This is a genomic window from Ktedonobacter sp. SOSP1-52 (genome assembly GCF_016587395.1).
This window is the reverse complement of record NZ_BNJH01000007.1, coordinates 291747-314398: the sequence shown is the minus strand read 5'-3', so window position 1 is coordinate 314398 and position 22652 is coordinate 291747. Positions and strand designations below refer to the sequence as shown.

Here is a 22652-nt window from a genome sequence, read left to right as displayed (position 1 = left end):
GAAAGGTATCCATTCAACCATGTCAAACATTCCTGAATCCCATCTCGATATCCTACAATCTCCGGCTCTCGCCTCTATGGCGAGGCTTGGATCAAAGGGAGAGCCACAGGTGAGCGCTGTCTGGCTCCTGTGGGATGGAACCCATCTGCTTTTCGCTTTTAACAAGAAGCGGCAGAAGTATCGCAATCTCCTGCGTGATCCACGTGTCGCTCTTGCTGTCACCGATCTTGCCAACCCCTACCGCGCGCTTGAGATTCGAGGTACGGTGGTACGCATGGACGAAGACTCCAATTTCCGTTTTATTAATGCGGCCTCACGGAAGTACCTCCACCGAGATGCTACCCCGAAGAGCGAGGGACAGCGGAGGAGCGAGTGGTGATTGTCGTCAAGCCAGAACGTGTAATCATTTTTCCACCAGAAGACAAAAGATAATCAAACGATGTGCTTTCCTGCACATGTTCGTGAAGACCCTGGCCCTCTCTCAGAAAACAGAGTCAGAGAAAGGGTGATACGCATATTCTCTCATCATGAGAACTTCTTGTTTAGACTACAAGTAAGCTCAGGTAATCCTCTCTTGGTCGTATCCCGCTTTGGAAGAACGTCCAAAGAGAAAGGCGAGATCAGACGATGTTCAAACTACCATGGACTCAGGTATCCAAGCGTTGAGTGCCGTCGTACCCGGATGTAATACCCCTCGATGTACTCGAAGATGACTTGTCGGATTTTGTCAGAATTCAGAGCAAAGCTTGTCCTATCTATCATTTGCAAGGTATGCTGAGAATAACGACCCATCGAAGAAGGAGTGATTCATGAATTGCCCATATGGTGCCTCAGCTACCACGAGAGAGCAACCCCAGAAGACTACGCTCGGCTATCGAAGGTTCCGTTGCTCAGCTTGCAAGCACCGCTTCAACGAACGCACAGGAACGCCGTTCAATTTCCTGGAATCTCCTACAGATAGTGTTCTTCTGGTCGTCCTGTGGCGGCTCCGATACAAGTTGAGCTTGCGAGATCTCGCGGAAATGTTTCTGGAACGCGGCTGGGAGTTCACCCACGAGGCAGTTCGTGAGTGGGAAACGCGCTTTGCCCCACTCATGGCAGAACAGTTGCGGGCTAAACGACGCGGGCAAGCTGGGAGATCATGGTATGTCGATGAAACCTATCTCAAGGTCCATGGGAAGTGGTGCTACCTCTATCGATCTCTTGATGAGGATGGCAATCTCGTTGATTCGCGCCTCAGCAAGAAACGAGATATGGAGGCTGCCCAGCGATTTTTCAAGCAGGCTCTCACCATTGTTGGCCATGCTCCAGAGCGCGTAACAACAGACGGGAATACTTCCTACCCACGAGCAGTACGTGAGATCCTTGGGAGCAGTGTGCAGCATCGTCCCAATACATATCTCAATAATCTGCTGGAGCAAGATCATCGGGGAGTGAAACAGTGCTACTATCCAATGCGTGGCTTTGGTAATTTCAAATCAGCAGCTTGTTTTTGCTGTGCTTTTGACGAATTGCGTAACTATTTTCGCCTACGTCACGCCACGGGAAAAACAATGTCACTGGCAGAACAACGACAATTGTTCCGTGAAAGACTTGCTGCCTTGCAACTTCTAATGCGGATGGCTTTATAAACCCAATGGATGATGAATTGAGGAGCTTTCACCTCTTTCTATGACTTTTGTGCTCTCAGTTCTGACAGAACCTTGGAGTGGCTGATGGTGTGCCCGATGGGAGAAAGGCCTCCTGTTCCATGATCAAGATACAATCCTTCTTCTTAGAAATTGGCGCGAGGGGATGCCATAACTGTCCAGATGTAACGTGCCGGAAGGTGGGTTTGCGCTGGTTTTGGAGCACAAGAAACGCGCGAGCAAGCCTCAACCTGCCCGCGCGTTTCTTCTTGTGTATGGAAAGCATTCTCTCCTGGCTAGCTGGCGGTCACGCTAAATGGGCGGGCCCACGCGAGTCCGCCATGCGTGCAGTTCGCATCCTGGCACCAGAAAACTTCTACCGTTCCTTGAAAAGTGACGTCATAGGGAGAAAGACTCTCCGAGAAATATCCATACCCATTGGCATATTCATTGATATACTTGGACATGACTTCATCTTTCATTTCGCCATTGACATACCAGCGAGTTTGGACATAGCCAGTGTTGCCTTGTGCCCATTTGTAGGACAGATAGATCGTCTGGCCGCTCTGGAACTTCGATTGCAGCGTGATTGGTCGTTGCTGACTATCAATCTCATTTGCCAGTTGCGCGGTAGGAATCACCTGCTGCGCGGCCTCGGAGAAGGTCGCCCCCGAAGGTGATTCGCTTTCGGTATAGGGTGGATATGGGGTAGGAGTGAGTTGTACTGCGTATGCTGTTGCTGTGGCATTGCCTGCTGTTGCTGTGGCATCGTCTGCTGTCGCCGTGGCGTCCTTATTCATAGTTGCCGTTTTGTTGTTCTGGACAGCAATATAGATTCCGCTAAAGCCACATGTGAGAACGAGCAGCACGGCGAGTATGATAATTGCCGCGATGGCGCTTCCCGATTGTTTCCGCGGCTGCGCCACGACTGGTGCCATCATTGGCTGTCCATATGGAACCTGCGGAGGCGGAGCGTACGGCGGCTGGCCGTATGCGTTTGATGATGGGGGTGGTGTGCCTGCATTTCCATAGGGATTATAGGCTGCACCGCTATGATACGGGTTGCTCACGGGTGTGGGCGGTGGTGGCGTTAACGAGGCATTCGGAGCAGAAGCCTGTACGGTCGGTGGAAGCGCGTTGTGCTGCGGCGACGAGCCTGTGGCAAGCACCGTCGGGGGGACACTATTTGTTGCATGCGCAGCACCACAGCGCACACAGTGGGACTGACCCGGAGGATTAGCGGCCTGGCAATGAGGGCAGATGTTCGTGGATTCTTGTGACACTTTTGATCCCCTCTAAATTGAAAAAACATAAATACAATGCTACATCGAACAATCAAACGAGCAGATAAGAGTCTATCCCTTGCGGGCATCCGCGAAAAATGAACTACTTCATAATTTGAAAAGTGGTCAGTCATCGACTACTGTCAAAACTGGTTCTTCACTAAGAGACGAGAAGAGGGGTCAGTGAGCCTCGAAAGAGGGGTCACGTATGAAAATGTCCCAAAATGTTACATGCTCTCTTGATGTCTATGGACCCACGGATTGCGCAACGAGACGGTGGAAGGTAGGTCAGCCAAGGCCAGACAGACATCATTTTCTTTCAGAAGGCTTCTGGTAATCATGGCTGAGGTGTTTTCTCTCGTCTTCTTGATGGGTTTGTCTCGGACTGTTCGCAAGTTGAGTAAGCTTGCTGGCCGTCTCTGCTTCGGGAAGCGACGTATAGAGAAACAGTTTGAGATTCGGGTCGTCTGCTACAAGCAAGGACATGGGTTGCACGACCAGTAAGCCGACGTCCGGGTGAATCAGTTCCTTACGCTTGAGATGTTCCTCACCCACATCATGTCGCAACCACCAGGTACGAAACTCCTTGCTGGTTTGCATCAATCGATCTCTGCGCTCAATAAACCAACCCTCATCTGCGTGCTGACCACCACTCGCGCGAAAAAGGCCGAGGATGCGTCGGGCCGTTTCTTCCCATTGAACGTAGATCTTTCGTTGCTCTGGATCAGTGAAAATAAGCCAGACCAGATTGCGTTCCCAGGCTGGCAAAGAGTCATAATCCGCAAAAAACCGCGAGGCAGTCCGGTTCCAGCCAATAATATCGAGCCGCTCGTTCGTCACAAACGCGGGGTTTGGAAGAAGCGCATCCAGGACGTTTTGGAGTTCTGTACTAATGTTCGGAAGAGGGGTATGTATAGGCAGGGGAAGCTGCTCACGTGCCAACAGAAAAAGATAGTTTCGCTCATCAGGCGTAAGTTGGAGCGTGCGGGCAAGACTCTCCAATACCTGAGCCGAAACCTGAATATCCTGGCCTTGTTCCAGTTTGACATACCAGGTCAGCCCAATCCCAGCAAGGTGAGCCAATTCCTCCCGTCGCAACCCTGGTGTCCGCCGCCTCCTTCCTTCATCTGGGAGGTGAAACTGCGCTGGCAAAAGGCGCTCGCGCCGTGTTCGCAGAAAGTGTGCTAGCTCCACTCTGCGTTGTTCCTCATTCATCTGCTCATCTTCTTTCAAAGGTAGTAGTTTTTATACTAGCCTATCTTCGGTTATTGTTCAACTCTTCTCGATCCAGCATACTGGTGACACGGATGCGACCAGACCCAACAATGAGCATAGCTCGCCGTCGTTGACAAGTAACAAGCGTGTAAATATGAGCAGAGAAAGATGGATATTCTCTATGACAACTCCCCGACTTCAACATGTTTCCCTTCTTGTTCCTCCTGAAACCCAGGAGGCCGTGCGCGCATTTTACGGGCGCCTGATCGGCCTAGTACAGGTGGGCAGAAATATCTTTGTGATAGAATGAGGAGAACAAGCGAGAAAGAACGAGAGACGAAACCAAAAGGAGGAGTTGCATGGAAGATGATCTCTTGAGGATATATAAAAAGGCCTTTACCATGAATGAGGGGATGCCTGGGGACGAGGCACGTAGCATTTTGGTTCTTGAAGCAGATGAACAGGATTGGCACATCTTTTTCCCCTTTCTCCACGCGAGTCCCTATGCGATTGAGTTTCTCGTTGGTGGAGAACAAAGGCCACTCCCGGAGCGTATTGAAGACTTTTTTGCGCTCATCCAAGAGTACGAGAACTCCCCACTCTTCCACATTGTGGACTCCCCAGTCATCCTGATTGACAAGGAGCACCTGGCCGTTGGTTGCTATTGCTCCACAGGCAGGGATAGGGCAATAGAGTTTGACATCTCAGTCAAAGGTTTTCAGGACGAGACAACGCTCAGAGAGCAGGTCGCCCGGTTCCTCGATTTCATCCGTACCATCGGGCGAGTCCTGAACAAAGTGATGATCCTTGCGCCAGAGTCATCCCCCTTTTTTCACTTGTTTCGCTTTGATCCTGGCACAGAGGAAGAACACTGGTTTCTGGAGCATATCGAAGCATTTAATCCCGACTGAGGAAGAGCACTCATCTCTGGGACATATCGAAGTAATGGAAGGAAGAGAACAACGAGAAAGGCAGGAATGCGCATGCCAAAGCAAGCGATCCCTGTGGTGTTGACGCAAGAAGAACGAGCGGCATTGGTGCGTCTCACCAAGCGGCATAGCAGTGCGCAGCAAGTGGTGTTGCGAGCACGGGTAGTGCTGGAAGCATCGGAAGGCAAAAGCAATGCGACTATTGCACATGAGTTGTCCACCAGTGTGGAAACGGTGCGCTTGTGGCGAGGTCGTTGGGTCGCTCAGCAAGCCATCAAGATCACCGATCGAACTGTTGAGGAGCGCTTAGCTGATGCTCCCCGTCCAGGCGTTCCTGCGCGCATCAGCGCTGCGCAACGCTGTCAGATGGAGGCGCTCGCCTGCGAAGCGCCAGGCCAGTCAGGGCGCCCGATCAGTCAGTGGACTGGGCGAGAAATTGCGGACGAACTGGTTCGGCGAGGGATTGTGGAGCAGATCTCGCGACGGCATGCAGCTCGCCTCCTCAAAAAGGGGGCTTTCAACCGCACCGGTTCCGCTATTGGCTGACGGAAGTCGCCGATCCGCAACGCGAGGAGAAGATTTGTGAGGGATGTCACCTCTATCTGACGGCGCAAGAACGGGCAAAGCAGGGAGAGCGGACCATCAGCATGGATGAGTTGACAGGAGTGCAAGCGTTGGAGCGGTTGCACCCCGATTTACCAATGACCGCTGGGCATGTGCTTCGGCGTGAATTCGAGTATCTCCGGCATGGAACGCTTTCCTGGTTTTTCAATTTCGATGTGGTGACCGGACAAGTAATTGAACCCTCGTGGGGACCTACTCGCAATGAGGAAGACTGCCTTGCCCACCTTCAACGCCTCATTACAAGTGATCCTGCGGCAACCAAATGGCATATCCTGGTCGATAACCTCAATACGCATCAGTCCGAGTCGTTGGTGCGTTGGATTGCCGAACGGGAAGGCATCGAGCAGGAAACCTTAGGCACCAAAGGCAAGAGTGGCATCCTCCTGTCCATGGCCACCCGCGCGGCCTTCCTGCACAATCCCACACACACGATAGTTTTCTCTTACACTCCTAAGCATGCTTCCTGGATGAATCAGGTGGAAATCTGGCTCAGCATCCTGGTGCGCAAATTGCTCAAGCGAGGAAATTTCCGTACGCTGGATGATCTCAAACAACAGATTCTGGCTTTCGTTGCTTACTACAATCGGACTATGGCTCATCCATTCAAGTGGATATATCAAGGTCTTACTGTTGATGTTTGATCTCAAAGATATTTCTGCCCACCTGTACTAGAGGAAAAACAGCCGCCACCATCCCTGGCGCAGTTCAAACTCGTCTGGTTTGCTGTTGGCGAAGGTGAAATGGAGTTACATTTCCTTCCCGCCACAGACCGTCCCGCTGAAAATGACCAGCACATCTGCCTGATGGTCGATGATGTAGACGCGTATCGGCACCGACTGAGTGTAGCGGGTGTACCTATCATTGAGGCCGAGCCGATCCCCTTGCGCCCGCGTTTCTTCTGCCGCGATCCATTTGGCAACCTGGTCGAATTTACGACCCTTCTAAGCGAATATCACCCCGCCCAATAGAGCAAAGAGGAGAGAAATGCCCCTTCAATCTGACATTGTGTATGGAACAGGGAGTGGTCGAGATCTGCGGCTCGATCTGTTTCTTCCCGATCCACAAAGGAGCTTGCGTACAGCCGTACTCCAATTCCACGGTGGTGGATGGCGCATGGGAAATCGCCAGATGGTACATGAACATGCGGAAAAACTGAGCAGCCTCGGCTTCACATGTTGTGCAGTCGAGTACCGGCTCGTTCAGGAAGCGCCCTGGCCGGCCCAATTGCATGATGTGAAAGCTGCTATTCGCTGGACGCGTGCTCATGCTGAAGCATTGGGTATTGATGCTCATCGCATCGTTCTCCAGGGATACAGCGCTGGTGCTCACCTATTGAGCTCGTGAGAGAGAGCTAAAGTTTGGAAGCAACCCGCCGAGAGAAAAAGGTATGGGAGCACCAAAGAAAGCCGATTGGCGAGAAGAACGGCGCAAACGCGCCTGGGAACTGAAACAAAGAGGATGGAAACAAAAAGACATCGCAGTGGCGCTGGGGGTGACAGAAGGAGCAATCAGCCAATGGATGAAAAGCGGACGAGAGAAAGGAGAAGAGGGTCTCAAAGCCCATCCAGCCAAAGGAGCCACACCCCGTCTGACAGCAGAGCAACAAGCGCGCCTCCCAGAGGTGCTGGCGAAAGGAGCAGTAGCCTATGGATTTCCGGGAGACGTGTGGACGAGCCGGAGGCTGGCAGTGGCCATCAAGCGAGAGTTCGGGGTCAGCTACCATCCCGATCACTGTGGGTACCTGGTCCGTAAGATGGGTCTGAGCTTGCAGAAGCCAGTGGTGCGAGCCAGCCAGCGCAATGAGCAAGCCATTGCCCACTGGAAAAACCAGCAGTGGCCTCAGCTCAAAAAAAAGCCGAACAAGAAAAGCGCACAATAGTCTTTGTCGATGAAGCGGGCTTTTACCTGTTACCGATGGTGGTACGGACGTATGCCCCGCGCGGCCAACCCCCGGTACTACGAGTCCCACTGACCCGCGATCACATCTCTGCCATTGGAGGCATCACCCCCAACGGGCGGATCTTCATGCAAACGCAAGAGCGAGCGTACAAAGCAGTGGATGTGGTCCGGTTTTTGCAGGTGCTCCTGCGCAAGATTCCTGGTCGCTTGCTCGTCATTTGGGATGGCTCACCCATTCATCGAGCGAACGTGATCAAGCAGTTTCTTGCCAGTCCGATGGGGAAACGAGTGCATTTGGAACGCTTACCCGGCTATGCGCCGGAGCTCAATCCACAAGAAGGGGTATGGAACTTACTCAAACGTCGTGAACTCAAAAACCTCTGTTGCCGGGACCTTGCTCACCTGCGCCAGGAACTAGTCCACGCCAAAGAGCGCCTGCGCCATCGGCGGACCATCCTGCAGCATTGTTTCTCCCATGCTCTTGCTGAGGTTTAGTTGCCAGTCACGAAATCAATAATTAGGGGATCCATTATATTGTCCAGAAAGAGTTGCAGCGGGATACCGTAGCAACTCCATTCCTGCTCAAGACCCAGGTCCAGGTGTGACCTTTTTTCCCAGATCGCGTGCTTGAGGGCCTGCTGAATGGACTCAATGCAGGGGCCTTCGTAAAGCAGCGCCATGCCTAAGATGCTACGTGAATACGCATCGATGAGCAGCGTGAGCCAGAGTCGCGTAGGCTTTTGTAGTATCGCTTCATCAACGATGAAGACATTCAGGAGCCAGTGATCGGCAAAAACATACTGGAGGGGAAATTGCGCGTGATGCACGAAGGTGTCAAAGACCAGGTGAAATTGTTCCCACATCCCCTTTCCAAGCCGCCCGGTGATGATGGCCTCACCCCGATCGGGTTGTGCCTCAACATACTTCGCGTAGGCGTAAAACCAGGCGGGAGAGGGCATCTGAGTGGGGGTTAACAGAGCCGCTTTTCTCCTGATTGTCCAGAATGGCCTGCATGGGAATTTTGAGATCCAGCAGTTCGGTCACCAGATCTTCGGGGATGGTGGCTCCACACCGCTCTGGATCGACCCAATACCCCTGGGTACGCTTGTCGAGAATATCTTGCGCCAGCTTGTAGACACGTGTCTTCGTGACCCTCATGTTGCCGTAGTAGAGAAGCAAACGCAGATCGATAAAATGAAATTGTGCCGCACTCATGCGAGGAAGACGAAAAGTAGCCCGGCGAAAGGAAGCAGCAATTTGGGCTTCGTCCCCGTGAAAGGCCTCATACAAACGCTCATATTTGTAGTAGGTCGTCAGCCCTGCCTGAAGCTTGATATTCTGGCTTGTTTTCTTGACCTGCATCTGGATGGTCGTTTTGTTGACCGAGATCAGCGCGCGACGGATCGCCTGTTGATGTGAGCTGGCTTCGCCACGCGTTTTCGCTCGTCTTTCGTCCGACGCAACGAGCCTTCTGGTCATTTCGACGACGCTGGTCACAAGACGTGCTTTGATCACATAACTCATCGGTAAATCATCGGTAATGGTGCCAGAGATCCTCCCGTGACGCTCTTCTATTTGCTGGTGTAATGCTTCCAACGTCGGCGCAAAGAGGGGAGCTGATGGGTTCGTTCTGGGAACCGCAAGCAGATCGAGTAAGCTCAAGGTGGCCTTGGTTCCCCTGCGAGGGGTTGGACGTGCAGGAGGAGTGCATTGCCAGAATCGAGGGCAGTGACCTGGTAACTCCACTGTTGCCAGAAATGTAGTGACCCGGCTGTACAGTGTTTGGGGAAGGGTGTGAACGCGCACGGCTCATGGACGCTTCTCCTTGGCCCATTTCCAACATTCGCCCTCTCTATGGGGCAACACAGCTATATAGCTGTGTTGCCCCATAGAGAGGAAGATGGTTTGTCTCCTCTCAGCAAATGTGTCACTCCTAAGCCTCATCTAAGAGGAGACCCTCCACCTCTTCTCTTTCTATTTTTCTTCCATACTTCTTAGACAAGGCATCTAATAAGCGATCGACTGCTTGCTTACCTAAAGTTCTCCCAGCTTTTGCCATCCTTACCGTGGCCATACTTAGACCTGACGCTTCTGCTAATTTTCTGTCACTCAATTCTAATGCATCCATATGTCCTTTTAAATCCATTTTACATGTTCCTCCTATCTTAGGTATGGGGATGACCGGCATCAAGCCGGTGTCCATCTAGAAGATTGGGGGGCTAAAATGACGTTTACCACCCCTATTCAGTGCAAAAATGGTTCTCCTTTGTGACCTTGACGCCTCCTGAAAAAGTATCCAGCTATATATAACCATGTTGCCCCTGAAAGGGCAAATGTTGGAAATGGGCCTCCTTCTCATGCAGTCTGACGCACCGCGCGCATATTCTCGAATTTCTTGGCGAGTCGTTCCGCTTTCGCCAGCAGCTCCGGCAAAGCGAGCAGCGGAAAGATCAGGAGGTGCCAGTCCAAACAGATTGAACTGGAAGTGCTGGTCTGTATCTCGCCTTTCCAGACGAGATACAGACCAGCAAAGATGTCAGGTGCGGAAGCTCCCGACACCTCTTTGAAAGAGGCCAGCCAGGTCTCGAAGGTGTGCGTATCCCACTGACTCCTCCAAACTTCATTGGAATAGATGATTATGACCAAGCCATCGGCAGATCTTGCATGATACCGATCAGATTATCATCGGCGGCTTTGAGTACCGCCAGGCGACGGCCTGGCACGTCCACAATGCCGGTGCTTGGGTCACCGTTGGCAACCTCGGCAGTCCCTAGTTCGGCCAGCGAGCCATCAGCAACTTCTACCATCGCCCTAGCACCTGTGGCAACCAGCACGCGATGGGCTTCCTCGATATCCGTCACCTTCCAAAAAACGAGCGGGTGATTAACCCATGGCAACCGCGAGAGTCCGATCTCGACGCCATCATCGAAGAAGGCCGCAAAGTCAGGGAACTGATATCCTGGAGCCTTTTCCAGCATATTCGTCCAGGCCGAGATGGATGCCTCCATGTCCCTCGCCGGGAAGATCACGGCGCGACGTTTAGCAGACTTTCTCAGCCATGCATCTGAGCATGAAACCATCCGACAGCAGCGCATTCGTGATCTTGAGGCCAAAGCCATTCTGGAGGTGATTGCGGGCAGCGTCAGACAAGATCTGCGCGAAACAGCGAACGCCCCTGAGCCAACTGCGCTCGCGCCATTGGCCCCAACCAAACCTGTCGATTTTGCAACGCTCACTGCTTTTGAGGAGTTTCAGTAATGGAGATGCAGCCCACCCCCCATATTCTCCCAGGATCGCCAGAGGCGACCGCCGCCCTGCAACGCTTCAAGGCATATGCCATGTCTCATACCCTGTTGGCTGTAGGTTGACAGGCAGATCTCGCGTGCGATTCACGAACCTGCGGGCTTTTCCTTTGTCCTGCTCTATGGCCCCAGCGGAGTTGGCAAGACGACGCTCATTCGTCAGTTGGAACATCGCGCGGGGGTGGTGAGAGAGCCTACGTTTCCTGGATTTATCGGGGGACCACGACATCCCCACCCGTTTGCCCCTGTCCCGCTCTTGCTGTTGGAAACCCGGCCACCAGATGGTGCAACCTTCAATCGCGCCGAATATTACCAGATCGCCCTCAAGCAGTTGGGAGAATATCCCTATGATCCCTCCTGGGAGCAGAAAAAAGGGCGAGGAAAAGACGGCAAATTCAATGACTCGGCAGAACTGCGCCAGATCTACGAGGCGGCTCTCCAGCGTCGAGGAGTGCGAACGATTATCTTGGATGAAGCGCAGCATCTTCTCAAGCTGGCGAGTGGCGTCAAGATGATCGACCAGCTTGATTGGCTCAAAAGTATGACCAATACCACGGGTGCCCTCCATATTTTAACGGGTACCTACGAATTATTGCCCTTGCGCAATCTCAATGGGCAAGCCGCCAGACGAGGGCTAGAAATCCACTTCCCGCGCTATCAATTTCAGCATGAACCCGACCAACAAACGTTCCAGCGCACGCTGTTGACCTTGCTGCAACAGATCCCTCTCAAGGTCGAGATCAAGCCGCTGGTCGATCAGTGGTCGTATTTCTACGAGCGAAGTATCGGTTGTATTGGCATCTTGAAAGACTGGCTCGTGCGCGCGCTGGCTGCAAGTCTTGCTACTGGACAGAGTGAACTGCTCCTGGAGCGCATCCAGGAATGCTCGCTTCCGATTGCCCAATGCGAGAGTATGGCACTAGAGGCGGCGGCAGGGGAGCAAGAACTGCATTACACGGCAAGCCGCCAACAGCATTTGTGGGCACTGCTAGGGATGAAGCTAGATCAGGATGTGATCCGTGAGCCTGTTCAACCCATCCCAGTAGAAGCCGTGCAACCACAGCCCGTCGAACCGACTCCTCATCAGCAGAAGTCTCGTGTTGGCGAGCAACAGCCTGTCCGTCTTGAGGTGGGAGAACTCCAAGAAAAAAGGAGCACGGAGAATTGTCCTTTTTCTGGGACCATTGTGGACCTTCAGTCAGCCCAGATCCGTGCGACAGGAGTGGAGAAACTCCAGTGTCCGGCGTGCGGAGCAGCCAGAAAGGCGACAATTCGGGGCGATAGCGTCATCTATCCCCCTCACCCGCCGCTACGCATATCACGAGCGAACAAAGGTCCTCTGTGGATCAGGCAAGGGACAACCTGGACCAAGAGGTAGCGAGGAGTGTACACTCCTCGCTCCTTTGGGATGCAAGAACGAACCAGTGCCCAACCACCCCATTAGGGCACAAACCGTTTCCAATGGCCCTCGGAGACCACTTCAACAGCACCATCGATCACTTTGATGGCGGTCTGATCATCAATCGCATACGCTGGCACACCCAACCCAGCGGCCCATCTTTCTGCGTCGGCCATGGTATTTTCCGGCAGATCCTCGTGATCCAGGTGCGGAAACATCGAAAAGCCGACCACCCCTAGCGTTTCATCGCCACCGGTTGGCGGCTTCCACCCGACGAAGTCCTCCCCGATCTTAGGGGCCATCACCATGCTCCCGGCGCTCAGCCCCACCCAGACCGTCTCGGGAAGCTGGGGCAAGAGGTCCGCCAGCCCGGACTGCCGCATCCAGTGGCACAGATACAGCGCATCACCGCCGTTCACCAGCAGGGCATCTGCCTCTCGGACCCAGGGGATCCAGCGCTCTTCCCCGATGCTGGGCAGCGCGGTGAGCTCCAGCACTCCCAAGGACTTCCAACCCAGCTCGCACATGGGTGTGGAGGACTGACCGGTGATGAAACGCCATGCCCCACCAGGACTGCCCATGGGGTGCCCGTACCCCGCAGTGGGGATGCAGAGGGCGCTGGACTCGGCAATGGGTTTGCCCAGCAGATCAACCAGAGCGTGACGAATGCTGTCGTTTTTGATGCCAGCAGAGGTGAGAAGCAATTTCATAATGGTTTCCTTTCCAATCCATGAAGAGCGCGACGCGTCTTTTCCGCTCATGCTCTTTGAGACTGAAGCAGAACGACCCCAGAACGTCACGACTCCGTTTCTCCTAGGTTGAGTCGTCTGCTCGCGCGCTCGCAGTCTTGCGCGACATCCGGTCTTCCGCTCCCCAATTGCATGCAAGACATTCTCCCATCAAACCTGCGCAAAAACTTCTCCGATCTTGCTCTTTTGGTCATGCAGCATGACCGCCGCGCATTCCAAAACACGGTCTTAGAGTAATTTAGAGGGGAAAAAACGTAGCTACCCCAAATAGTCAAACAGGTATTGCACTGAGGCAGCTATCCTCGCACACATTGGATCCTCCTTCTCATGAGCCGCTACGGTTGTCGCTCGTTTCCTGATATATTTGCTATTGCTGGTCGCCCCTTTGCTCCAGACATTGCTGGATCACTCCTGTTTCCACCGGGCGTATGAGGTCAAGGCGTCTGCACATCGTGTGTGTCGTGCTCAGGAGTTCATCAGTGGAAAGATCGAGGATGGGCATGAGCGTCTTCCTTTCTTTTTTCATTTAGGAGTATGGCTGGCAGAGGATGTGCGCAAACACCTGCTCAAGCTGCTGTACGGGATTGGTCGGCAAGATGCTGCTGCGCCAGGCCACAAAACCATCAGGCCGCACCAGCACCACGCCCTCAACTGAGACTCCCATTTTTGTTTGCCAGCTATTCTCTCCATCCAGCAGCCCACCATCCGAGCCGATACGGTAGGCTACTAGTTCGATCCCAAGTGACGCTGCCACCTCTGGTGCTGCCGCATCCCAGGCTGTACCACCAGGACCGGCGAGCAGAACGAAACGACCATCAAGCAGGTCCAGCGTGGAGAGGCGTTGCCCCTCTCGTTCGACCCATAGATGTGGCACCCGTGTCCCAGGCAGTCCGTTCAACTCCAGAGGCTTGAGCAACTCGATCCCATCCCGCGCTGGCGTGGCCGCATCTTCTGAAAGGATCGCCTCTGAGCGATAGCGATAGCCGACGATGGGATGCATGATGGAAAGCTGTTCCTGAAGATCAGGGAGGGCACTTCCCCTGGCTTCACTGATTTCTTTCCCAAACAAGATCGCTCCCGATCCCACCATCGACTGCTGAGCCGCCAACAAGCCGACGGGGCGCCGCTCCGTCTGATAGGTCGCCAATAGCTCTAGTGTCGCCTGCCCCTTGAGGACCGCAGCCAGTTTCCAGCCCAGGTTTTGCGCGCTTTGAATAGCTGTATTGACGCCCAGTCCCAGGTAGGGCGGCATGGTATGGGCCGCATCTCCCACCAGGAAGATCCGCCCTTGCTGGAACCGATCAGCCACCCGTTGAATGGGCTTCCAGTCGGCAATATCGACGACCGAGACGTCCAGATCTGCTTTCCCCAATGCCAGGCGAATCATCTCCTGACAGCGCTCGGCGGGATACTCCTGCGCCGCTTCCCCTCGGGCAGGGGAATAGCTGATCATAAATAAGCCACGCTGCTGATCGGTGATCATAAACATGCCGCGCACGTCCTTGTTCACGATCTGGAATACGTCATTTTCATAGCCTGCGACCAAAGCGCCCCAGTCTGCACGAAAGTACGCAAAGATCTGGCTCTCTGGAAGCTCGCCGAGTCCTTGTGTGGGGATGGCGAGAGTCTCGCGAATTCGACTATGCGCACCATCAGCCGCAATCAGGTAATCTGCCCGCACCCCGCTTTCTTTTCCGGTAGTGCGATCCTTGATAGCAGCCGTCACGCCTGTCTCATCTTGCGTGAAGGAGACAAGTTCGGTGCCATATCGGACATCCACGCTGCGTCTCCGCGCTTCAGCTAGCAGGAGTGGTTCGAGCTTACTCTGGGGATAATACCATGCGAGGGGCTCCTGGGTGATGTCTTCCAGATGCTCAACCATCGCGATGGGATTGAGGATTTCCTCTTGTTCGCTGGTGGCCAGACTGTGTTTGCGGAACATCCGCGAGAGCTTGGCTCCTCCAGCAAGGACCTCCGCTTCCAGTCCCAACCCTCGCAGCACTTCGATGGTGCGGAAATTGAGGGAACGCGCGCGCGGATACCATGAGGTGTCGATCCGTCGCTCGATCAACAACGAGGAAATACCCTGCTGGTGCAACAAGAGGGACAGGGACAGACCCGCACCACCTGCTCCCACAATCAAAACGGGCACGTGTTCTTGAGTCATCACCAAATTCCTTTCTTTTTCACTTATTTACGTGTTTCAATGGTCTTTCTCTGAGAGAACGCTTTCGCCTGGTCATTTCTCGATGTGCAGATAGATTGCTCGTTGACAAGAAGAGCAGCCATCCTCATGCATACAGCATGCGAAGCAGGTCGCTGTCGCATACAACAGGCTCGCGCCCTCGCTTACCGCATCGCTGTTGATCGAGATCATCACTTGCTGGTTAGAGCAGAGCCAGCCAGAGGCCCCCAAAGAAATAGCGCAGCGCTCTTCATTGCTCGCCCTCTTCACTGCTGAAGGAAGTAAGTACCTGGGCCTAACAACTGAGATCACGTTTTTGTTGTCTCCTCTCCTCATTGCGAAAGTCTCTCTGCCTCAAGGGACTGGTTCCCGCTCTTATTGTTCAGCTAAATGCATGCAATCTCGTTGTGCATCTCGTGGGTCGCTCGTCTCCAAGAGCGGAGCCATGCTCATTCACACCAGGGGCATGAATCAACGTGTTGGAGCATCCCAGACCAGCACCTTATGAGCATCAGCAGAAGCGATCGTTGCTCCATCAGGCGACCATCCGACATACACAATAGGTTCTTGATACGAAACGGATTCTTGATGCCCGCGAAAGGTGAACACGACATTCCCCGTCTGCGCATGCCAGACCTGAACGGTTGCATCTAACGTTCCCCCGCTGGCCACATACTGCCCATCCGGCGACCAGGCCACCGCATTTGCTCCGCCAAGATGCCTTGTGTAGGAGAACACTTCTCGCTGCGCAACCACGTCCCAGATGATGACCGGGTACATCGTCACGGGATCTTCTTGAAAGGTCAACGGAAGCGCGAGATACCGGCTATCAGGGGACCAGGCGAGTGAGGCGATATGCACCCCCTCCCCGTCGAGCGTTTGGTAATGGGGCTCAACGGTCTGAGTCCATACCAGCCTGCCAGTCTGCACCTCGTACAGGCGTACAGTCGTGACATTCGGAAATTCCTGGACGACGATCCACTGCCCATTGGGCGACCAAGCAACCCGCCTTGGTATCCCATCGCCTTCCGGCACCTGGTAGAGGGCGAGCTGACGATTGTGGGCCACATCCCAGATCACCAGGCCTCTGAGCGTGTTCTGATCTTGCCCGACCAGGCGGGAACTATCGGGAGACCAACTGATCATTGGTGACTGGAAGGCGGCGGGAATAGAAGCGCCTGTCTGCAGATCCCAGATGAAGGAGGTTAAGTCATACGACGCGCTGGAGCACGCTACCACAAGCCAGCGGCCATTGGGCGCAAAAGCCGCACCGTCGTAACTAAATTCAGGCCCGGCGGTTCCGAGGTGGCGCGTGGTTGGAGCAATCTCCCAGATATCCAGGGGAGTGTTTTGGGCAGGGTCAGCTTGATACTGCGCTATGACAAAGGTATTCTGAGGGGTCCAGGCAAAGGCAGCATACGAGTAAAGGGAGTCATCGTTTATCGTACCAGGAAGGGTGTAGGCAATACGGCTGGTACGTCCACGCTGTAATTGGCCAACCAGCCACGTCTCGACCCCCCCGCTGATCGCTACCAGTCCCGCCATGCCAGCCAGATGGGAAAGCAGGCTGCGACGGGAGATGCGGGGCTGGATCACCACGATCTCGCTCCATTCGTCAGGGTGCCTGGCGAAGAGTCCCAGGCCAGCCACGACCAGACTCACGCCCATTACCAGGAATGGGAAGAACTGGAAACGTCCCTGACTGGCGACCGCGACTGTCACGAGGACGACCAGACTCAGGCCAATACAGAACCAGGACCAGATCCTCGCCCAGAAAATGGGTCTGCCTCCCCTGCTGACAATATTCATTCCCAGCAGCAAAACAGTGGTCAGCAGCACCAACCAGAGCGTCAGGAACAGAACTGGAGGGAAACCAGGAAAATGGAGAGCGTCATAGCTCCACGGCCCCAGGGTGACCACCCAACCGGAAGAGCCATTGAGCGAACTCACCCAGGTCAACGAGAATCCCTGCAGAACTCCGCACACACCCAGTGGTGTCCACCAGAAGCGGACAAGCCTGCTTGATGCTCGGACGTTTGCGAAGAAAGCATGTCGGGGTTGGGGGTGATCCTGAAGATTGGGGGACTGCGAAAGTTGGTGTGTGGGCTGGTGGGACATTGATACGATACCTCCATTCACTTTTCATGCGAACAGTCTATTTCCCCGTTTGGCCCAACTTGTGAGGGCGAAACGTACAACGCCGGTACATCCCAGACCAGGAGCTTCCCGGAACGATCTCTCGAAGCAAGTAACTTGCCGTCAGGCGACCAGACCAGGTCGAGGTCGGCAGGCAACTGCCGGGCAAGTCCGGCCAGGTGGACGGCGACCTGCTCAACCTCGTTGGCGGTGAACGGCTTGGAGTCCCCCGCTCCAGGATCAGATCGCGACCCTCGATCCGCCAGCCGACCAGCTCGAACTCCATCGTAGCTGAGCGGACCTGCGGCGTCAGCGGTCGCCGCGTGCAAATCGTCGGGCGGAAGGAGGCTTCACGAACGCGGAGTGCAGGTCGTCCCCCTCGCAGTCTGTTCTCCTTGAGCGCGGAGAACAGGCCGTCCGGCAACCTCGCGCGCACTTGGACACGCGGGTAAGCGACCGGTAAGTGGATGGCCCAGTACGTCCGGCGCATCTTCGCGCCTCCTGGCTCACTATCAAATGCCGTGAATGGCAGCCCATTCACCTCGCCCGCCAGCACCCCGAATGGACTCATCATATAGGCTTCCTTCTTGCCGAACAAGTCCTGCTAGCGCAGCCCCAGTTGACTGTTCTTGTCCCCGTAGAGCCAACCATGTTCCGCAGCAAACTCCTTGCGGTCGGCAACACAGCGCAATTGCCACCGCGGGCCAATCATGATTGAGCCTATCAGTGCTACTACTAGCACGCCGCCAAAGAGCAGCCATCCATACAACGGAGAGGTCAACTGGCCGAGCGCGACCGCTCCGATGGTCAGCGCTAACGCCAGTTGGGGAACGAACCCGTACTGCACCTGCCCACTGATGATGGAATAGTTACCTGTTCTATGCTACGATAGCAGCATCACAGTGCGGCTGTGATTCACTATGATTTTGTGTGGCTGTTCTTGCGAGGAGAGAAAGAGGACACCGTTTATGCTCATCTCACCATTCGGAGATATGCTCAAGGCGTTTCGCAAGCGCAAACGTCTCAGTCAAAGGGCGTTGGCTGAGCTGTTAGGCGTGCATCACAATACCATCTGGTCCTGGGAACAGGGCAACTACCCCCCTGAGAGGAAAAGTATCGTCCTGGAACTGGGGCGTTTGCTTGGACTGAGCGAAGCAGAAGCACGACAGCTTCTCGAAGCCAGTCTAACCGCGCTTTCGCCTCACTGGTCTGTGCCCTATCAACGCAATGTGTTCTTTACCGGACGAGGTGTCTTGCTTGACCAGTTGCATCAGCTCCTGCATACGGACCAGGCGGTGGCTCTCACCCAATCCTATGCATTATATGGGCTTGGTGGGATTGGTAAAACCCAGATTGCCCTGGAGTATGCGTATCGTTACGCCCTGGAGTATAGCGCGATCTTCTGGATTGAGGGGGAAACGGTTGAGAGCATTCTGGCGAGTCTGGGTCGCATTGCCGGACACCTCCAGCTCCCGGAGCGTGGAGACAGCGATCGGCAACGGATGGTGGCGGCAGTGCAGCACTGGCTAACCACGAATGGTACGTGGCTGTTGATCTGGGATAACGTTGAGGACCCGGAGCTACTCCAACACTTTCTCCCTCCGGCCCGTCAGGGAGCCACTCTCATCACCACATGCCGCTCCTCCCTGGGAACCCTGGCTCATAGCCTTGAGTTGTCACCCATGACGCTCGATGAGGGGGCAGCGTTTGTTTTGCGGCGTGCTCATCTCAACAAAGAAATGAGGTCTGACGAGAGCAAACCACACCCTTCTGAGTGGGGGACTGCCCAGGAACTTGTCAAGGTGATGGGAGGATTACCCCTGGCCCTCGACCAGGCTGGTGCCTATATCGAAGAAGCGGGATGCGGTCTGAGCGACTACTTGCAACGGTATCAGCAACAACGGGCCCCGCTGCTGGGACGGCGAGGAACCTTGGGGCGCGATCATCCTCACCCCGTCACCACCACCTTTCGTTTAGCCTACGAGCAGGTGAGGCAACAACATTCCCTCGCGGCTGATCTGCTGTGTTTGTGCGCTTTTCTTGCACCGGAAGGTATTCCTGAGGAAATCTTTCTTGATGGAACCGCCGCTTCCGAAGGAACTGCTGATCCCTTTGTCACAGATCTCTACCAATTCGATCAGGCAATCGTTGCGTTGCGGAACTTCTCGCTGGTGCAACGGCAGTCCGAGACGCAAACGCTCTCGCTGCACCGCCTGGTCCAGGTGATCCTGCAGGATCAGATGAGCGAACGGGACCACACGCAGTGGCAGCAGCGCGTGGTCCACCTGCTCAATGCGGCCTTTCCGCCAATCACGAGTGACAGCGGGACAGAAATATGGCAACCATGTGAGCGACTGCTTCCCCATGTGATGACCTGCGCCGCAGCTCTTCCGGCTTGCCTCCAGAACCAGGAATTCGCTCATCTGCTCCTGAAAGCGGCGGACTATTTGGATCAAAGGTCCCAGTACGAACGAGCGAAATCGCTGTATCAACAAGCGCTTCAGATCCAGATCCAGCTGTTCGGTTTGGAACATCCCAACGTTGCCTCTTTGCAGAGCAAACTTGCCTATCTCTATCGACTCTTGGGCGACTATGAACAGGCAGAACCGCTTTTCCAGTCTGCTGAGCGCGTGCTGGAACAGGCGTTGGGGCCGGAGCATCCTGAAGTCGCGTACCCCCTCGAAGGGCTCGCGATGGTCTATTATGAGCAGGGCCAATACAAGCTGGCTGAGTCACTGCAGCAACGAGCGCTGCAGATCCGGGAGCAGGCAAGGGGTTTAGAGCATCCTGAGGTCGCGTTATCGCTCATCCGCCTGGGAAATGTCTACTTTGAGCAAGGCAAGTACGATCTGGCCGAGGGAGTGTATCAACGATCGCTGCAGATCCGCGAACGGGTATGGGGACAGGAGCATTTTCGGTTGGCGGGTCCACTCAGCAATCTGGGCGACCTCTATCGGAAGCAGGGCCAGTATGAACTGGCGGAATCGCTTTTCCAGCGTGCAGCGCGCATCGAGGAACAGGCCTTAGGCCCGGACCATCTGGATGTGGCTTTTACGCTTGTGAGCCTGGCTGACCTCTACCGCGAGTGGGGCAGATGCAAGGAAGCTGATCAATTGTATCGGAGAGCCTTTGCTATTTTTGAGCAGGCGCTTGGCTCTGAGCACCATATCATAGCGTATCCCCTTCAGGGTCTGGCTCTTCTCTTCCGAGAACAGGGCCATTATGAACAAGCCGAGGCACTGTTCCAGCGCGCATTGCAGATCCGCGAACGGCGTCTGGGCCAGGATCATCCGGAGACAGCCCAGACGCTCCACGACCTGGCTGTGCTCTACCAGCTTCAGGGGACAATGAGCAAGGCATATCCTCGGGTCAAACGTGCCCTCCAGATCTGTTTGCGGTCTTTGGGAGACTCACACCCCAAAACGATTGCCTCACGCGAACTTGCTGCTCAGTTAGAAGAAGCACGAGGCATTATGCAGGATTGAGGGTCTTTTCCTCACGATAGAGAAGAATTTCCCAGGGCCACGAACTGGGTAATAGCTCTGGGTGCGCTTCTTGAACATCCCATCCTTGAAGCTGCGCGCGGATCTTGTGCTGATCTCGACGCAGAAAGAGGACATCGGTATCTTCATGCTCTCGTGTTTGAACTCCAAGAAAGAGGTCGAGTGCCCATCCGCCAGCAATCCACCAGGGAACTGTGAGTGGGGAAAAGAACGTGGCAACTTTCTCTGGTTGCCACGGTTGCCATGACCCAAATTGGTTGGTTGTGTTGCAAGAAATAGAAAGAAGACAAGATGCGTATGGAGCGGCTCTGCTTGTTCCGTTTAAGCAACTACTCCGAATAGCTTAGCAACCAATGCAACCTGGCTTCTCATATCTCCTTTGCCCACCCCTTGCAACTGCCCTTTTCTCATGATGTTCATCATCTCGAATCCTTGAAGTGTTCGCCATGCCGTCTCGAAAGAAAAAAAGCCCATCCCTGGCTTTGTCAACCGTTTGATGAAGCGGTGATCTTGTTCAACGAGATTATTGAGGTATGTGACTTGCCTGAGTTCACAGCTTTCAGAAAGGCTTCCCGCCGCTTTCAGTTCATTGAACGCTTTGGGAGAGGCAGCGTTTTTGTCTACGTTGATCACTCGTGGTTCGCTGCTATGAGAGGCGTCGAGCGTTTTCAGAAAGAAGCATTTGGCTGCTTGCGCATCTCTGGTTGAGCTGAAAAAGAAATCGAGCGTGTGTCCTTGCGAGTCAACTGCACGGTAGAGATACAGCCATTGCTTTTTCACTTTGATGTACGTCTCATCAACCCGCCAGGAGTCAGACGTCATCTTCAACTGAGGACGGCACCGCTGTTCAAGTGCAGGCGCAGAGTGCTGAACCCAACGATAGATCGTGGTATGATCGACACGCAATCCTCGCTCCGCCATCATTTCTTCCAGGTCACGATAGCTCAAAGCAGAGCGGAGATACCACCTCACGCATAAGAGAAGAATGTCGGGCTGGAAATGGCGCCATTTCAAAGGATTCTGTTCGGTCATCACGTCTCTCTTTCGCTCGTTTTCCTGTCCTGTACCAGATCAGCTTTCTTCTTTGCAACACTACCCTCTGGACTACTTCAACCACCACAGACGCCGAGCGCAAAGAGATCATCCGCCAAGTCGTTGAACGGGTCATTGTGGATGTACAGGGCAGTAATGAGCGCGTGAGGGTACGCATTGAGTGGGTTGGCGGAGGCCACATTGAGGGCGTTGTGCTTCGACCGATTGGCAGGCTGAGCGAGCTGAGTACGTATCCGCAGATTTGCCAACAGATCCAGGTGTTAACGGAAGCAGGCTGGACCGCCGCCGCTATTGCCCAGGCGTTGAACGACGCTGGCTATTGCTCTGCCCGTTCCACCACTGGCTTTCGCGCAGAAACCATCACGCAGTTGCAGCGCCAGTTAGGGGTGAAAGCGCCACGCCCGCGCGTTCGGTCCCATGGTGGGTTCCTGCCTGATGAATGGTAGCCAACCGAACTGGCTCACCGACTTCACATCCCACGTGGGACGTTCTCTCACTGGATCCGTCATGGCCTGGTGCAGGCTTGTCAGCTCGATGAACCCTTGCATCGCTGGGTCGTATGGGCTGACGAGGCAGAGCAGGAACGCCTTTGGCAGTACCACCAGCGCACAATTGGGGATGATCTTCGCCACCGCTGGAGCGGTGCGCCACTTGTCGAACGGCTCTAATGGGGATATCATACCAGCACATTACGAAAGGAAAGAACCATGGCAGCCAGTCAGAGACAGAAAACAACATTGGAGGGTC

The 22652-nt window shown here is 54.5% G+C and carries 29 protein-coding genes; 13 read left to right on the top strand and 16 right to left on the bottom strand.

Translation table 11 applies throughout. The annotated features are described in order from the left end of the window. Positions 1 to 19 precede the first annotated feature (19 nt). Both JMJ16_RS50985 and JMJ16_RS50980 read left to right on the top strand, forming a co-directional pair. Complete coding sequence (locus JMJ16_RS50985) at positions 20 to 379, top strand: PPOX class F420-dependent oxidoreductase (RefSeq protein WP_201394163.1); 360 nt, start codon at positions 20 to 22, stop codon at positions 377 to 379. A 430-nt stretch (positions 380 to 809) separates the two neighbouring features. Continuing rightward, complete coding sequence (locus JMJ16_RS50980; RefSeq protein WP_201394162.1) at positions 810 to 1631, top strand: IS6 family transposase; 822 nt, start codon at positions 810 to 812, stop codon at positions 1629 to 1631. A 293-nt stretch (positions 1632 to 1924) separates the two neighbouring features. Here the strand turns inward: JMJ16_RS50980 and JMJ16_RS50975 are convergent, their stop codons facing one another. Together JMJ16_RS50975 and JMJ16_RS50970 are read right to left on the bottom strand one after the other, a co-directional pair. Further along, complete coding sequence (locus JMJ16_RS50975) at positions 1925 to 2911, bottom strand: hypothetical protein (RefSeq protein WP_201394161.1); 987 nt, start codon at positions 2909 to 2911, stop codon at positions 1925 to 1927. A gap of 309 nt (positions 2912 to 3220) precedes the next feature. Then, positions 3221 to 4126: a helix-turn-helix transcriptional regulator gene (locus JMJ16_RS50970; protein WP_201394160.1), complete on the bottom strand. Its 906-nt coding sequence runs from the start codon at positions 4124 to 4126 to the stop codon at positions 3221 to 3223. Between the two features lie 359 nt (positions 4127 to 4485). Between JMJ16_RS50970 and JMJ16_RS50965 the strand changes: the two genes are divergently transcribed. The 7 genes from JMJ16_RS50965 to JMJ16_RS55595 all read left to right on the top strand — a co-directional run bounded on the left by JMJ16_RS50965 (position 4486) and on the right by JMJ16_RS55595 (position 8073). After that, on the top strand, positions 4486 to 5037 hold the full coding sequence (locus JMJ16_RS50965) for a hypothetical protein (RefSeq protein WP_201377726.1): 552 nt from the start codon (positions 4486 to 4488) through the stop codon (positions 5035 to 5037). A 72-nt stretch (positions 5038 to 5109) separates the two neighbouring features. Then, positions 5110 to 5601, top strand: a complete 492-nt coding sequence (locus JMJ16_RS55610; RefSeq protein WP_236601103.1) for a helix-turn-helix domain-containing protein — start codon at positions 5110 to 5112, stop codon at positions 5599 to 5601. A 101-nt stretch (positions 5602 to 5702) separates the two neighbouring features. Continuing rightward, positions 5703 to 6320 (top strand): transposase, encoded by a 618-nt coding sequence (locus tag JMJ16_RS55605; protein WP_236601104.1) that lies wholly within the window; start codon positions 5703 to 5705, stop codon positions 6318 to 6320. 54 nt (positions 6321 to 6374) lie between these two features. Next, complete coding sequence (locus JMJ16_RS50955) at positions 6375 to 6647, top strand: VOC family protein (RefSeq protein ID WP_255553342.1); 273 nt, start codon at positions 6375 to 6377, stop codon at positions 6645 to 6647. 16 nt (positions 6648 to 6663) lie between these two features. Beyond that, the gene (locus tag JMJ16_RS50950; RefSeq protein ID WP_201394157.1) at positions 6664 to 7023 is read left to right on the top strand and encodes an alpha/beta hydrolase; all 360 of its coding nucleotides are present in this window, start codon (positions 6664 to 6666) and stop codon (positions 7021 to 7023) included. Positions 7024 to 7066: 43 nt separating this feature from the next. Next, a complete protein-coding gene (locus JMJ16_RS55600) occupies positions 7067 to 7558 on the top strand; it encodes a winged helix-turn-helix domain-containing protein (protein WP_236601427.1) in 492 nt (163 codons plus the stop codon). Continuing rightward, positions 7513 to 8073, top strand: a complete 561-nt coding sequence (locus tag JMJ16_RS55595) for an IS630 family transposase (RefSeq protein WP_236601428.1) — start codon at positions 7513 to 7515, stop codon at positions 8071 to 8073. The genes JMJ16_RS55600 and JMJ16_RS55595 overlap by 46 nt, the downstream gene beginning before the upstream one ends. Here the strand turns inward: JMJ16_RS55595 and JMJ16_RS50940 are convergent. The 5 genes from JMJ16_RS50940 to JMJ16_RS50920 form a co-directional block, all read right to left on the bottom strand. Further along, a complete protein-coding gene (locus JMJ16_RS50940) occupies positions 8070 to 8441 on the bottom strand; it encodes a hypothetical protein (protein WP_201394155.1) in 372 nt (123 codons plus the stop codon). The genes JMJ16_RS55595 and JMJ16_RS50940 overlap by 4 nt on opposite strands. Positions 8442 to 8493: 52 nt before the next feature. Next, positions 8494 to 9384, bottom strand: coding sequence for a hypothetical protein (locus JMJ16_RS50935; RefSeq protein ID WP_201394153.1), 891 nt, complete (start codon positions 9382 to 9384; stop codon positions 8494 to 8496). 127 nt (positions 9385 to 9511) lie between these two features. Further along, positions 9512 to 9724, bottom strand: coding sequence for a hypothetical protein (locus JMJ16_RS50930; RefSeq protein WP_201394152.1), 213 nt, complete (start codon positions 9722 to 9724; stop codon positions 9512 to 9514). A gap of 209 nt (positions 9725 to 9933) precedes the next feature. Continuing rightward, complete coding sequence (locus tag JMJ16_RS50925; RefSeq protein WP_201394150.1) at positions 9934 to 10224, bottom strand: hypothetical protein; 291 nt, start codon at positions 10222 to 10224, stop codon at positions 9934 to 9936. Further along, on the bottom strand, positions 10215 to 10586 hold the full coding sequence (locus JMJ16_RS50920; protein ID WP_201394148.1) for a hypothetical protein: 372 nt from the start codon (positions 10584 to 10586) through the stop codon (positions 10215 to 10217). The genes JMJ16_RS50925 and JMJ16_RS50920 overlap by 10 nt, the downstream gene beginning before the upstream one ends. Between JMJ16_RS50920 and JMJ16_RS50915 the strand changes: the two genes are divergently transcribed. Further along, complete coding sequence (locus JMJ16_RS50915) at positions 10585 to 10836, top strand: hypothetical protein (RefSeq protein WP_201394146.1); 252 nt, start codon at positions 10585 to 10587, stop codon at positions 10834 to 10836. The genes JMJ16_RS50920 and JMJ16_RS50915 overlap by 2 nt on opposite strands. 117 nt (positions 10837 to 10953) lie before the next feature. Next, complete coding sequence (locus JMJ16_RS50910; RefSeq protein ID WP_201394421.1) at positions 10954 to 12258, top strand: ATP-binding protein; 1305 nt, start codon at positions 10954 to 10956, stop codon at positions 12256 to 12258. 62 nt (positions 12259 to 12320) lie between these two features. Here the strand turns inward: JMJ16_RS50910 and JMJ16_RS50905 are convergent, their stop codons facing one another. The 6 genes from JMJ16_RS50905 to JMJ16_RS50885 all read right to left on the bottom strand — a co-directional run bounded on the left by JMJ16_RS50905 (position 12321) and on the right by JMJ16_RS50885 (position 18196). Beyond that, complete coding sequence (locus tag JMJ16_RS50905) at positions 12321 to 12989, bottom strand: Type 1 glutamine amidotransferase-like domain-containing protein (RefSeq protein WP_201394419.1); 669 nt, start codon at positions 12987 to 12989, stop codon at positions 12321 to 12323. 406 nt (positions 12990 to 13395) lie between these two features. Then, positions 13396 to 13530 (bottom strand): hypothetical protein, encoded by a 135-nt coding sequence (locus JMJ16_RS56350; RefSeq protein ID WP_255553334.1) that lies wholly within the window; start codon positions 13528 to 13530, stop codon positions 13396 to 13398. Between the two features lie 24 nt (positions 13531 to 13554). Then, the gene (locus tag JMJ16_RS50900; protein WP_201394143.1) at positions 13555 to 15195 is read right to left on the bottom strand and encodes an FAD-dependent monooxygenase; all 1641 of its coding nucleotides are present in this window, start codon (positions 15193 to 15195) and stop codon (positions 13555 to 13557) included. A 489-nt stretch (positions 15196 to 15684) separates the two neighbouring features. Further along, positions 15685 to 17331, bottom strand: coding sequence for a WD40 repeat domain-containing protein (locus JMJ16_RS50895; RefSeq protein WP_201394141.1), 1647 nt, complete (start codon positions 17329 to 17331; stop codon positions 15685 to 15687). Positions 17332 to 17368: 37 nt separating this feature from the next. Then, the gene (locus JMJ16_RS50890) at positions 17369 to 17923 is read right to left on the bottom strand and encodes a hypothetical protein (protein ID WP_201394133.1); all 555 of its coding nucleotides are present in this window, start codon (positions 17921 to 17923) and stop codon (positions 17369 to 17371) included. Positions 17924 to 17953: 30 nt separating this feature from the next. Beyond that, positions 17954 to 18196 carry a hypothetical protein gene (locus JMJ16_RS50885; RefSeq protein ID WP_201394130.1) on the bottom strand — a complete coding sequence of 81 codons (243 nt, stop codon included), beginning with the start codon at positions 18194 to 18196 and terminating at the stop codon, positions 17954 to 17956. A 121-nt stretch (positions 18197 to 18317) separates the two neighbouring features. On the opposite strand from JMJ16_RS50885, the gene fxsT reads away from it, so the two are divergent. Next, positions 18318 to 20834 (top strand): FxSxx-COOH system tetratricopeptide repeat protein, encoded by a 2517-nt coding sequence (fxsT, locus tag JMJ16_RS50880; protein WP_201394128.1) that lies wholly within the window; start codon positions 18318 to 18320, stop codon positions 20832 to 20834. Here fxsT and JMJ16_RS55590 read toward each other — a convergent pair. Together JMJ16_RS55590 and JMJ16_RS50870 are read right to left on the bottom strand one after the other, a co-directional pair. Then, positions 20821 to 21033, bottom strand: coding sequence for a nucleotidyltransferase domain-containing protein (locus JMJ16_RS55590; RefSeq protein WP_236602151.1), 213 nt, complete (start codon positions 21031 to 21033; stop codon positions 20821 to 20823). The genes fxsT and JMJ16_RS55590 overlap by 14 nt on opposite strands. 140 nt (positions 21034 to 21173) lie before the next feature. Then, positions 21174 to 21884, bottom strand: coding sequence for an IS6 family transposase (locus JMJ16_RS50870; protein ID WP_201394126.1), 711 nt, complete (start codon positions 21882 to 21884; stop codon positions 21174 to 21176). A gap of 137 nt (positions 21885 to 22021) precedes the next feature. On the opposite strand from JMJ16_RS50870, the gene JMJ16_RS50865 reads away from it, so the two are divergent. After that, entirely contained in the window at positions 22022 to 22351 is a 330-nt protein-coding gene (locus tag JMJ16_RS50865; protein ID WP_201394124.1) for a hypothetical protein, read from the top strand. Here JMJ16_RS50865 and JMJ16_RS50860 read toward each other — a convergent pair. Further along, positions 22286 to 22585: a hypothetical protein gene (locus JMJ16_RS50860; protein WP_201394431.1), complete on the bottom strand. Its 300-nt coding sequence runs from the start codon at positions 22583 to 22585 to the stop codon at positions 22286 to 22288. The two genes, JMJ16_RS50865 and JMJ16_RS50860, sit on opposite strands and share 66 nt — an antisense overlap. Between the last annotated feature and the right edge of the window lie 67 nt (positions 22586 to 22652).